Raw genomic sequence first — 10440 nt, 5'->3', positions numbered from 1 at the left:
GCAACCCGATATGACCGCTCCCCCAAAGTCTTCCTCTCAGCAATCGCCCTCGCCGCAACTGTCATCTATTGGTTATGAGTCCTGAGCCTAGCGCCTTTCTTTGATCTTTGTCTACCTCAAGTACTTTTATTTCTTGAACTTTCTTCTGCCCGTATATGTGGTTTCCCGAGTTTAGCCAATACCCATCGCTGGAGGGGTCATCGTTATGATCAAGATTAACGCTAAATGCAGCCCTAATCCACTCAAAGCTCACCCAGGTTGGGTCCTTCATGCTAATTGAAATTAGCGCAAACCCTTCATCGCTATCTTTAATCTGAGTATTCTCACTTTGTTGATAATCATAAAGAGTACCAACTCTTATCAATGATCTTGGATTTCGGATATTGAATTCCGAGTCGCAAAACTTTATCAGATATGGGGGTATACTGCCATTTTGAATGAAAAAATACTTTTCCAAAATATTTGACGGGACATGCACTTCTACTACAACCCTTTGAAACCAATTACATCTAATAAAAAAAATGACATAGAGCCGCTGACTGCGCCAACCGCTTTCGCCAACTGTTGTTCAAATTTGACAGTCCAAGCCGTACCCACTGATGAAGGGCTAAGTTTGGTGTAAGGACACCAAACTTCCATCAAGTGAAAACTTAGGCAGAACACCAAATTATAACTAAAATCCGACCCAGTGTTGCTGCCGAGTCCGACTTACTTCTTTTCTATCGTACCGTCGCTGGCATTATTGACGATGTTCACCTGCACAGGCTGCTGATTGACACCAAAAGCGGTTATCAGTCCCCAAATCCATGCGCCGATCATCATCGGAATGCCTATGATGGCTCCGATGCCCAGCGTTCCGATTGTGATCAAGAAACCCAATCCGTACAGAATAATCTGAGCTATTCCCTGGCCGACCTGACCTACAAAAAATGAGCCGACACCCGGAATGAAAATGTTACAAACAATTGCTAGTGCTTTCATCGTACCCTCACTTCGCACACAAAAAACTCGATCTATCGTAAGGTAACGAAGCACACATTCATATCTTTTGCAATTTCAAACAAGCGCAGTTTTCATCCGGCCTGTGCAAACACGCCCGGCTTCCGAAGCGCCCCGTGACGAACTGCGTCACGAGGAGCGTACAACCCTAACTGTCCATCTTAAGCGCCGAAATAAACGCCTCCTGCGGGATATCCACCTTCCCGAACTGGCGCATTTTTTTCTTACCGGCCTTCTGCTTGTCCAGCAGTTTGCGTTTCCGCGTGGCGTCACCTCCGTAGCATTTGGCGGTCACGTCCTTGCGCAGCGCCGAGAGGGTCTCGCGGGCGATGACCTTGCCTCCGATGGCGGCCTGGATCGGGATTTTGAACATGTGGCGCGGGATCAGGTCCTTGAGCTTTTCGCACATCGCCCGGCCCCGCATCTCGGCCCGGTCGCGGTGAACCATGGTTGACAGCGCATCCACCGGCTCGTCATTCACAAGGATCGACATCTTGACCAGCGCATCCTCGCGGTAGCCAGTCATCTGATAGTCGAAGGACGCGTAACCTTTTGTTACCGATTTCAGGCGATCATAGAAGTCGAACACAACTTCGTTGAGGGGGAGGTCATAGACAACCATCGCACGTGAGCCCGCATAGGTCAGGTCCATCTGGATGCCACGGCGGTCCTGACACAGTTTCAGCACATCGCCCAGATATTCATCCGGCACCAGAATGGTCGCCTTGATGCGCGGTTCCTCAAGGTGGTCGACCTTGGACAGGTCCGGCATGTCGGCGGGGTTGTGCAGCTCGATCATCTCGCCGTCTTTCATGAAGACGTGGTAGATCACCGACGGCGCGGTGGTGATGAGCTCGATATCGTATTCGCGTTCGATGCGGTCGCGGATGACCTCTAGGTGCAGCAGGCCGAGGAAGCCGCAGCGGAAACCGAAACCCAGCGCCGCCGAGGTTTCCATTTCGAACGAGAACGAGGCGTCGTTCAGCGCAAGTTTGTCGATCGCGTCGCGCAGGTCTTCGAATTCGGCCGAGTCCACCGGAAAGAGGCCACAGAACACCACAGGCTGCGCGGGTTTGAAGCCCGGCAGGGCGTCCTCGGTCCCGTTGCGGTCATTGGTGATGGTGTCGCCGACCCGGGTGTCGCGAACCTGTTTGATCGAGGCGGTGAGAAAGCCGATCTCACCGGGGCCCAAGGAGTCGACCATCTCCATCTCGGGCCGGAAGACACCAACGCGGTCGACATGGTGCAGTGTGCCGTTCGACATGAACTTCACCCGCATGCCCTTTTTCAGCGTGCCGTCCATGATGCGGACCAGAACGATGACGCCGAGATAGGCGTCGTACCACGAATCCACCAGCATCGCCTTGAGCGGCGCGTCCAGATTGCCCTGCGGCGCGGGCAGATGGGTGACGATGGCTTCGAGCGTGTCGTGGATGCCCTGCCCCGTCTTGGCGCTGACCTGAATGGCGTCGGTCGCGTCGATGCCGATCACATCCTCGATCTGTTCGGCCACGCGGTCGCAGTCGGACGCGGGCAGGTCGATCTTGTTCAACACCGGCACGATCTCATGATCGGCGTCGATGGCCTGATAGACATTCGCCAGCGTCTGCGCCTCGACCCCCTGGGTCGAGTCCACGACCAGCAGCGAGCCTTCGACCGCGCGCATGGAGCGGCTGACCTCATAGGCGAAATCCACGTGACCGGGGGTGTCGATCAGGTTCAGCACATATTTCTCGCCATCATCGGCGGTATAGTCGATGCGGACCGTGTTGGCCTTGATAGTGATGCCCCGCTCGCGCTCGATATCCATGCTGTCGAGCAGCTGTTCCTTCATGTCGCGATCCTTGACCGTTCCGGTCTCTTGGATGAGCCGGTCAGCAAGGGTGGATTTGCCATGGTCGATATGCGCGACGATGGAGAAATTGCGGATATGAGCGAGGTCTGTCATGGGTTGGGGATATGTAGAGGAATCGTGGGTTGGTCAATAGAAACGCGACAGAGTTTCGTTGCCTTGTGTGTTGCGCAATGTAATTGCAGATTGGAACGGTCGTATTGCAGGGTTAGAGCGTGGCCGAACTCACCGTTGAAGAATTGTATGAGAGGCTTCGAGCCCTCCCAGCTTTGTCCTTGAAAGCAGTTGCAGCTCGTGCAGCACTGCAAGAACTTCCTTACGCCTTTGAGTTGTCCCATCACAGCTGGCATATTATCGGTGGTCAGCAAATTTTGCTGGCGTACATGCGAGCAGGTATAGTTTCCGGGCTCGCGGCCACAAGGCCGACTCCTGAGATACTTGGTCTCAATGCCGATGTGATCGCCAACCTCAATGCTCCCTCTGTAATAGACAACGTGCTCAGCACTCCCAAAAATGCAGAAAGTACGTTCAGAGCGGCCCTATCTACCACTAGCGACGTCAGCGACATGCTTCAGCAGCTCGTTAACAACCTCACTACTTACTATTGGGATGGCGTCCGCGAACGCAGTACCGACGCCTCCGCCCTTACCATTGCACCTGATGACACCGAGCAAGTGTTCGCTTCCAAACTATGGTATGGCGAGGCACCTGAATATTACGCCAGCTTGTCGCAGCAATTCTTCGACAATGCTCCCGGGACGCCGTGGGAATTTTGGGCTGAGTGATATGAGGGAATGCTCAACGGCGAACCTTTGGACTGGGAACTACAGCGCGGAATTGCGTTGATTAATAACGATATTTGGATGGAAGGCCCAGAAGCAGTCGCAAAAGAAATTGAAAAGGTTCAAACGCGATGGCAGGTCGGATTCACGTTAGCTGGCCTTAAGGACAGCTTCAAAGCACAGAGTTCTGCCCGTCACGGCATAGGTGGCAATAATCCTCCCGAATACATCGAAGACGAACGTTTGTCTGGCCCAATCACTTTGATTTGGGAAGCCGCCCAGGAGCTCTCGACAGCTTTGGAAGAAAAAAGCCCCGCTCGCGAGAGTATTGAATCGATCCTAGACAAGCTGAAATCAGGGTTGGCTGACCTGCTTAAATGGAGCGCTCTAACGGTCAAGTTGGCAGTCGGCACTGTTGTTGTCATAGGCTCCAAGCAATTCACAACCGCAGTTGTTGATGCCTATATTGCGAAACACCCGGAGAAAATCGAAGCGTTGATAGTAGCCTTGGAGCGGTGGTTGCCTTTCCTCTCATGATCGATTCTGGGCGGAAGCCCAGCCTACGGTGAGGGGTGTTTCCGCTTCATGCAATCACTTTTTCGAACCACCCAATTGATCCGTTAAACACTTTGATTCATACTCCCGCGCAGACCGAGAGGGGCACAAGACCCGTCCGGGCAGGCAAAAAACGAGGCTCGAGTATGAAACAGTTCCTCTTAATCGCATTCTGTGCGGCATCGCTGACGGCGGTGGCTCCGGTTGCGGATGCGGCGCAGATCAAGCGGGCGTGTCTGGCGTCGGACCGGGCGGCGGCGACGCGGGCGCGGTGCAGTTGCATTCAGCGCGTGGCCGATCAGGCGTTGACGCGCAGTGATCAGAAGACCGTCTCGAAATGGTTCGAAGACCCGCACAAGGCGCAGGAGTTGAAGATGTCGCAGTCCGCGCGCGATGACGCGCTGTGGGATCGGTATCAGAACTTCGGCCAGATGGCGCAGGCGATCTGCAGCTGACACCTGTCCGTCCTTGACCTGACCCGCCCTGCGCCTCAGAAAAGGCGCAGCGAAAGGTGTGTCTTATGGTGATGAAAGGGCTGACCCTGCGGGGCCTTGAAGTGTTCGAGGCGCTGGCGCGGACGGGATCGGTGGCGCAGGCGGCCGAGATCACGGGGCTCAGCCAGCCGTCGGTCAGCCAGCAGTTGCGCAATCTGGAAAAGGCTCTGGGCACCGATCTGGTGGACCACGGGCGGCGGCCGATGCGGCTGACGCAGGCCGGGCGCAGCTTTCTGACCCGCGCCGAGGCGGTTCTGGCCGAGCTGCAAATGGCCCAGAGCGAGCTTACCGTCATGGACCTTGGCCACCTGACCACCTTGTCCATCGGGTTGATCGACGATTTCGACAATGACCTGACGCCCCGGCTGGCGACCCTGCTGGCCGATAACCTCACCCGCTCGAAGTTCAAGCTGATCACCCTGCCCAGCCTGGACCTGTTCGCCGAGCTTGAGGCGCAGCGCCTGCATCTGATGGTCTCGGCCCATAGCGGCGAGGTGCTTGAAGGCGTTGTTGAATACCCTTTGGTGCGGGACCCGTTCATTCTGGTGGCTCCCAAAGGCGCAGGTGGGGCAGAGGCTGTGATGCAGGAACTGCCGTTCCTGCGCTACGCGCGCGAACAGCTGATCAGCCGCCAGATCGAAAGCCATCTGGCCCGCCAGCAGGTGGTGTTCGAGGAACGGTTCGAAATCGGTTCGCACCTGGCCCTGATGGCGATGGTCGCGCGCGGGCTGGGCTGGTCGATCACCACGCCGCTGGGCTTCATGCGGGCGGCGCGGTTCCATGACGGTCTCGAGGCTTACCCCACCGGGTTCGGTGACTTCTCACGCACGATCTCGCTGTTCACCCGCACCGACTGGTCGGATCAGGTGCCGCAAGAGGTCGCGGGGATGATGCGCCGACTGATGCAAAGCCAGATCGTCGACCCTGCCATTGCAAAGCTGCCGTGGTTGAGCGGGCAGTTGAGGGTTATAGCAGACTAGCCGTCCAGATATGCCCTCAGCCCCTCGACCGCCGTTTCGATCAGGTCCAGCGCCCCGTCGAAATCCCGCGTGTAATAGGGATCGGGCACGTGATCGGCACCGGTTTCAGGCGCGAAGTCGGTTAGCAGACGCACCGGGGTGTCGTTGCCCTTGGGGCGCAGACTTTCGATATCAGCGATGTTGTTGGCGTCCATCCCGATGATCAGGTCGAACCGGTCGAAATCCGCGGCGATGAATTGCCGGGCGCGCAGATCGCTCAGATCATATCCGCGCGCGCGGGCGGCGGATTGCATCGGGCCGTATGGGGGACCGCCGACATGCCAGTCCGAGGTTCCGGCACTGTCTGTGTCAAACTGCGGCGCACGGGCGCGAAAGACGCCTTCGGCGGCTGGTGAGCGGCAGATATTGCCCAGACAGACAAAGAGGATACGGTGTGTCATGCGCCAAGGTGTAACGCGCGGAGGGCAAATGGAAAAGATCGTCATACTCACCGGGGCCGGAATATCCGCCGAAAGCGGGCTCAGCACGTTTCGCGATGAAGATGGGCTGTGGGCGAAACACCGGATCGAGGATGTCGCCACGCCCGAAGCCTTTGCCCGCAACCCGGCGCTGGTGCAGGGGATCTACAATGCCCGCCGCGTGCAGGCCGCCAAGGTGCAGCCCAACGCAGCCCATCAGGCGCTGGCCCGGCTGCAGCGGGAGTGGCCCGGCGAGGTGGTGATCGTCACCCAGAACGTGGACGGGTTGCATGAGGCCGGCGGGGCAACGGACGTGGTCCACATGCATGGCACTCTGGCCGGGGCGCTTTGCGCCAATTGCGGGCATCGCTGGTCGTCACCGCCTGAAATGGAGGTTGGTGAGTCCTGCCCCGCCTGCGCCGCCCCGATGGCGCGGCCCGACGTGGTCTGGTTCGGCGAAATGCCCTATCACATGGACGAGATCTTCGATCATCTGGCCAGCGCGTCCGTTTTCGCCGCAATCGGGACCTCGGGTCAGGTCTATCCGGCGGCCAATTTCGTGCACGAGGCGCGCGCCGCCGGAGCGCATACGGTCGAGATCAATCTGGAACCCTCTTTCGGCGCATCGGGGTTTGCCGAACGGCTTGTGGGCAAGGCCACCGAGACGGTTCCGCGCTGGGTCGATCAATTGCTGAACCAACCCACGCAATGACTGCAGACAGACCGGTTTTTTCCCGGCTATTGTGAACGCATAGCAACTTCAGGGCGACCCATGACAGATCAAGACCCCCGGACCGGCGAAATTCTCGAGGACGGCAGCATGAAAGGCCGCGACCAGTTGAGCGAACAACTGGCCAGCCTCTGGTGGACCTTTCTGTTGCGGGGGCTTGCCGCCGCCGCTGTGGGCGTCGCAGCGCTGTTCTGGCCGAAACAGGGCATCGAATTGCTGGTGCGGCTGGTCGGGGTGCTGCTGGTCCTGGACGGCGGTCTGACGCTGCTGGGCTTCGGACGGCGCGGCCTGATCGGCGGCGTGGGGATTGGTGCGGCTCTTATCGGGCTGGTATTGCTGATCTGGCCCGAAGGCACCGTCAGGATTGCCTTTTTCCTGATCGGGGTCTGGATTTTGATCATTGGGATCGGCGCATTGGCGGCAACCCAGCAGATGCATGAGAGTGATCCGCAACGCGGGTCGATGCGGGTTTCCGGGTTTGTTGCCCTTCTGTTTGGGCTGATGCTGATGGTCTGGCCAACGGTCGTCTTCGTCGCGCTGGGGTGGGTCATTGCCTTTGGCGCGCTGGCCATGGCTGTCGTGATGTTCTGGCTCGCCTCGCGCTTTCGGCAGGCGGGCGACCGGGTCGGGATGAAAAACATCAACAGGTAACGCGCAGCGTCGTCCGGAACGGCAACAGGCCGGGCAAAGCCCGGCCTGACGCGTGGATGACGGTCGTAATGCGACCCGAAGACAGGCGTGGCCTCAGTTCGAATGCGCGCCGTGGCCGCCGTGGTCCTGACGCTCAAGATCGACCGGGATATCCAACTGAACCTCGCCCGCCTGTTCGAAGATCAGCGTGACCGGCACGGTTGCACCCTGTTCGAACGGCTGGGTCAGACCCATGAACATCACGTGATCCCCGCCACGTTTCAGGCTGTGGGCTTCCCCCGCGGGAATTACAAAGCCTTCTTCGACATGCACCATCTGGGCTACGCCATCGTCATTGATCTTGTGCGTATGCAATTCGACCCGCGCCGCCGCGTCCGAGGTTACTCCGATCAGGCGATCATCGGTCTCGCCCTGATTTTCAATGATCATAAAGGCAGCACCGGCCTTGGCGGCTTTGCCGCCCGAGCGGGCATAGGCGTCATCAACCACGATTGGGCCTTCGGCAAAGGCGGGAACGGCCAGCGCGGCAGCGGCCAGGGCTGCAAGCAGAGTAGTTTTGAGGGACATCGCGCCTCTCCTGTATAACAGTTTGAAATTTTGAGTGTTTTCAAACCAGAACAGGCGGCGCGCGCGCCGGTCTTTGGGGAATTGGCAGTGCAACCAGATTTCCGGCCTTCCGCACCGGCGCAGGCAGGGCCTGCTGCGGTTTTTCAGGCAACAGAGATGGTGGCGCAGCAAGCGCCCCGAGCAAGAACAGCGCATAATCCGGACAATAGTGCGGGGCGCGCGTCGGCCGACCGTCCCGGTCCATATAGACCACGACGGGACCTGTCCCGGTGCACAGCACCATCTGGCCGACGGCATTGTCGACCCCGCGCGATGCGGCCACGCTCTGCCCTGTCGCAACCAACAGAAGCGACAGTAAAACAGGCAGAATTTTAGCTTTTCCGGCTCTCATCCTGGCCTTGGTATAGGCCCTGAAAAGGGATGGCTTCAAGCGCCAAAGGGTCGCGCTTGAAGCCTGTTTTCAATAGTCCAGTCCGCGTCGTTTCACAGACCCTTTTGTAAGGCTTGTATGCGACCGGTTCACCCAACGCTGCATCCGGTTACAGGCCGAAAAGGTTCTGCGGTACAGCGACGAAAGCAGGATAAAAATATATGAACTCTTAAATGACATTTGTTAGCCCCGTCAGTTGGATGCCCATAGTCTTGCGCACGGACGGGGGCCTTGTCTGTGAACCATGTCACCAAACGCGGGTTTTTGTTCCGATTTTAGAAACAAAGCGATGGCCGCGCCTCAACCTGAAACCAAGAAGCCCTGCGCCACTGGGGGCACAGGGCTAAAAATTCTTTAAGCGCGAAAGGCTTAGGCCGAGGCTTGTGCCTTGGCGATTTCCTTTTTCACTTTCAGTGCGTTCGCGGACAGGTCTTCGTCCTTGGCTTTAGCCAGGAACGCGTCCAGACCACCGCGGTGGTCAACCGAACGCAGCGCCGCCGCCGAGATGCGCAGCTTGACGCCACGGCCCAGGGTTTCCGACTGCAGGGTAACGTCGTTCAGGTTGGGCAGGAAACGACGACGAGTTCTGTTTTTGGCGTGGCTGACATTGTTGCCAGTCATCGGGCCTTTTCCGGTCAGTTCGCAACGGCGCGACATGGTTTCTTCCTTTGTTTCTGGAGGCCGGGCAAACCGCCCACGGCCAAATCACAAGGGGCGCAACCCGAAGTCGCGCCCGAAAACTGGTTGGATGCGTGTAGTGGGAATCGCCGGAAGGGTCAAGACGGATCGCAGGAATTCTTCGACATTGGTTCCGGGCATGGAAATGGCCCTTGCGGGCCATGCCCCCGGCGGGAGTATTTGGGAAAAGATGAAGGGGTGCCGTGTCTTTGTCAGGTGAGGCTTGCCAGCATCTTCTCCGCTGCGGCACCGGGGCTGATCTGGCCTGTTGACACCTTTGCGTTCAGCGCCGCCATATCGGCTTTGGCCTGCGCCGTTTCCAGCTTTGCCAACAGGGCATGGCGCACCTCTTGCTCAAACCAGTACTGGGCCTGCGCCGCGCGGTTTGTGGCCCAGTGCCCGGCCTCGCGCCGCCATTCCGCGAGGGTCTGCATTTCGGTCCAGGCATCGGTCAGGCCATGTTCTTCGACCGCCGAGACGGTCATGGCCTTGGGAAAGCTTTCAGGGTCCTGCGGGCGTTTGCGCAGCAGGCGCAGCGCGCCCGCGTAGTCGGCGCAGGTGCGGGTGGCTGTGGCCTTGAGGTCTCCATCGGCCTTGTTGATCAGTATCATGTCGGCCATTTCCATGATGCCGCGTTTGACACCCTGTAATTCATCCCCTCCGGCAGGGGCCAAAAGCAGCAGGAACAGGTCGGACATCTCGGACACTACAGTTTCCGATTGGCCAACACCGACCGTTTCGATCAGGACCACATCATATCCCGCCGCCTCGCACAGGGCGATCGCCTCGCGCGTCCGACGGGCGACACCGCCCAAGTGGCTTTGGCTGGGGGACGGGCGGATGAACGCGTTTTTCTCGCGACTCAAACGCTCCATCCGGGTCTTGTCGCCCAGAATCGAGCCGCCCGAGCGGGCCGAGCTGGGATCGACTGCCAGAACCGCAACGCGCAGCCCCTGCCCTGTCAGCATCATGCCGAAGCTTTCGATGAAGGTGGATTTGCCCACACCCGGTGTGCCCGACAGGCCGATGCGCAACGATTGCCGGTCGGATTGCGACAGACGGGCCAGCAACTCGGCCGCCTGCGCACGGTGATCGGCGCGGCCACTTTCGACCAGCGTGATGGCACGGGCCAGGGCGCGGCGTTCTCCGTTCAAAATCCTGTCACTCAGGCTGTCTATGTCCATGTCGACCCCGATCTGTTGCGGCACGCCTACTTGCCGCCGCCGGGGGCGATTTGTCCAGCCCACACCTGTACGGAAATCTG

At 58.6% G+C, this 10440-nt stretch carries 13 protein-coding genes; 6 read left to right on the top strand and 7 right to left on the bottom strand.

Annotated features, from left to right (window positions below):
- Positions 1–708: 708 nt before the first annotated feature.
- Together ACR0K1_RS20610 and lepA are read right to left on the bottom strand one after the other, a co-directional pair.
- Positions 709–981, bottom strand: a complete 273-nt coding sequence (locus tag ACR0K1_RS20610) for a hypothetical protein (RefSeq protein WP_480616165.1) — start codon at positions 979–981, stop codon at positions 709–711.
- A 166-nt stretch (positions 982–1147) separates the two neighbouring features.
- Entirely contained in the window at positions 1148–2947 is a 1800-nt protein-coding gene (gene lepA / locus ACR0K1_RS20605) for a translation elongation factor 4 (RefSeq protein ID WP_480851770.1), read from the bottom strand.
- Positions 2948–3066: 119 nt separating this feature from the next.
- Here lepA and ACR0K1_RS20600 point away from each other — a divergent pair, with 119 nt between their 5' ends.
- From ACR0K1_RS20600 to ACR0K1_RS20585, 4 genes are all read left to right on the top strand, one after another.
- Entirely contained in the window at positions 3067–3636 is a 570-nt protein-coding gene (locus tag ACR0K1_RS20600) for a hypothetical protein (protein ID WP_480851769.1), read from the top strand.
- 9 nt (positions 3637–3645) lie between these two features.
- Positions 3646–4170 (top strand): hypothetical protein, encoded by a 525-nt coding sequence (locus ACR0K1_RS20595; protein WP_480616171.1) that lies wholly within the window; start codon positions 3646–3648, stop codon positions 4168–4170.
- A gap of 164 nt (positions 4171–4334) precedes the next feature.
- Positions 4335–4643 carry a hypothetical protein gene (locus ACR0K1_RS20590; RefSeq protein ID WP_480616173.1) on the top strand — a complete coding sequence of 103 codons (309 nt, stop codon included), beginning with the start codon at positions 4335–4337 and terminating at the stop codon, positions 4641–4643.
- A gap of 65 nt (positions 4644–4708) precedes the next feature.
- Positions 4709–5662 (top strand): LysR family transcriptional regulator, encoded by a 954-nt coding sequence (locus ACR0K1_RS20585; protein WP_480851768.1) that lies wholly within the window; start codon positions 4709–4711, stop codon positions 5660–5662.
- Here the strand turns inward: ACR0K1_RS20585 and ACR0K1_RS20580 are convergent.
- A complete protein-coding gene (locus ACR0K1_RS20580) occupies positions 5659–6102 on the bottom strand; it encodes a low molecular weight protein-tyrosine-phosphatase (protein WP_480616177.1) in 444 nt (147 codons plus the stop codon). The genes ACR0K1_RS20585 and ACR0K1_RS20580 overlap by 4 nt on opposite strands.
- Before the next feature lie 28 nt (positions 6103–6130).
- On the opposite strand from ACR0K1_RS20580, the gene ACR0K1_RS20575 reads away from it, so the two are divergent.
- Together ACR0K1_RS20575 and ACR0K1_RS20570 are read left to right on the top strand one after the other, a co-directional pair.
- On the top strand, positions 6131–6832 hold the full coding sequence (locus ACR0K1_RS20575; RefSeq protein ID WP_480851767.1) for an NAD-dependent deacylase: 702 nt from the start codon (positions 6131–6133) through the stop codon (positions 6830–6832).
- Positions 6833–6892: 60 nt separating this feature from the next.
- Positions 6893–7501: an HdeD family acid-resistance protein gene (locus ACR0K1_RS20570; RefSeq protein ID WP_480616180.1), complete on the top strand. Its 609-nt coding sequence runs from the start codon at positions 6893–6895 to the stop codon at positions 7499–7501.
- A 93-nt stretch (positions 7502–7594) separates the two neighbouring features.
- Here ACR0K1_RS20570 and ACR0K1_RS20565 read toward each other — a convergent pair whose 3' ends face one another.
- The 4 genes from ACR0K1_RS20565 to meaB form a co-directional block, all read right to left on the bottom strand.
- Complete coding sequence (locus tag ACR0K1_RS20565) at positions 7595–8068, bottom strand: copper chaperone PCu(A)C (RefSeq protein ID WP_480851766.1); 474 nt, start codon at positions 8066–8068, stop codon at positions 7595–7597.
- A gap of 40 nt (positions 8069–8108) precedes the next feature.
- Positions 8109–8390, bottom strand: a complete 282-nt coding sequence (locus ACR0K1_RS20560) for a hypothetical protein (protein WP_480616184.1) — start codon at positions 8388–8390, stop codon at positions 8109–8111.
- A 477-nt stretch (positions 8391–8867) separates the two neighbouring features.
- A complete protein-coding gene (gene rpmB / locus ACR0K1_RS20555) occupies positions 8868–9155 on the bottom strand; it encodes a 50S ribosomal protein L28 (RefSeq protein WP_480616186.1) in 288 nt (95 codons plus the stop codon).
- A 233-nt stretch (positions 9156–9388) separates the two neighbouring features.
- Entirely contained in the window at positions 9389–10360 is a 972-nt protein-coding gene (gene meaB, locus ACR0K1_RS20550) for a methylmalonyl Co-A mutase-associated GTPase MeaB (RefSeq protein WP_480616331.1), read from the bottom strand.
- Positions 10361–10440 lie beyond the last annotated feature (80 nt).

Source organism: Ruegeria sp. F5 (assembly GCF_056533845.1).
Note: the sequence above shows the minus strand (reverse complement) of the source record. Positions and strands in the feature narration are given on the sequence as shown.

Bases quoted from the DNA above. Each gene is read 5' to 3' on its own strand.
- ACR0K1_RS20580 (WP_480616177.1), bottom strand. From the start codon at position 6,102: ATGACACACCGTATCCTCTTTGTCTGTCTGGGCAATATCTGCCGCTCA.
- meaB (WP_480616331.1), bottom strand. From the start codon at position 10,360: ATGGACATAGACAGCCTGAGTGACAGGATTTTGAACGGAGAACGCCGC.
- ACR0K1_RS20570 (WP_480616180.1), top strand. From the start codon at position 6,893: ATGACAGATCAAGACCCCCGGACCGGCGAAATTCTCGAGGACGGCAGC.
- lepA (WP_480851770.1), bottom strand. From the start codon at position 2,947: ATGACAGACCTCGCTCATATCCGCAATTTCTCCATCGTCGCGCATATC.
- ACR0K1_RS20585 (WP_480851768.1), top strand. From the start codon at position 4,709: ATGGTGATGAAAGGGCTGACCCTGCGGGGCCTTGAAGTGTTCGAGGCG.
- rpmB (WP_480616186.1), bottom strand. From the start codon at position 9,155: ATGTCGCGCCGTTGCGAACTGACCGGAAAAGGCCCGATGACTGGCAAC.
- ACR0K1_RS20565 (WP_480851766.1), bottom strand. From the start codon at position 8,068: ATGTCCCTCAAAACTACTCTGCTTGCAGCCCTGGCCGCTGCCGCGCTG.
- ACR0K1_RS20610 (WP_480616165.1), bottom strand. From the start codon at position 981: ATGAAAGCACTAGCAATTGTTTGTAACATTTTCATTCCGGGTGTCGGC.
- ACR0K1_RS20575 (WP_480851767.1), top strand. From the start codon at position 6,131: ATGGAAAAGATCGTCATACTCACCGGGGCCGGAATATCCGCCGAAAGC.
- ACR0K1_RS20590 (WP_480616173.1), top strand. From the start codon at position 4,335: ATGAAACAGTTCCTCTTAATCGCATTCTGTGCGGCATCGCTGACGGCG.
- ACR0K1_RS20595 (WP_480616171.1), top strand. From the start codon at position 3,646: ATGCTCAACGGCGAACCTTTGGACTGGGAACTACAGCGCGGAATTGCG.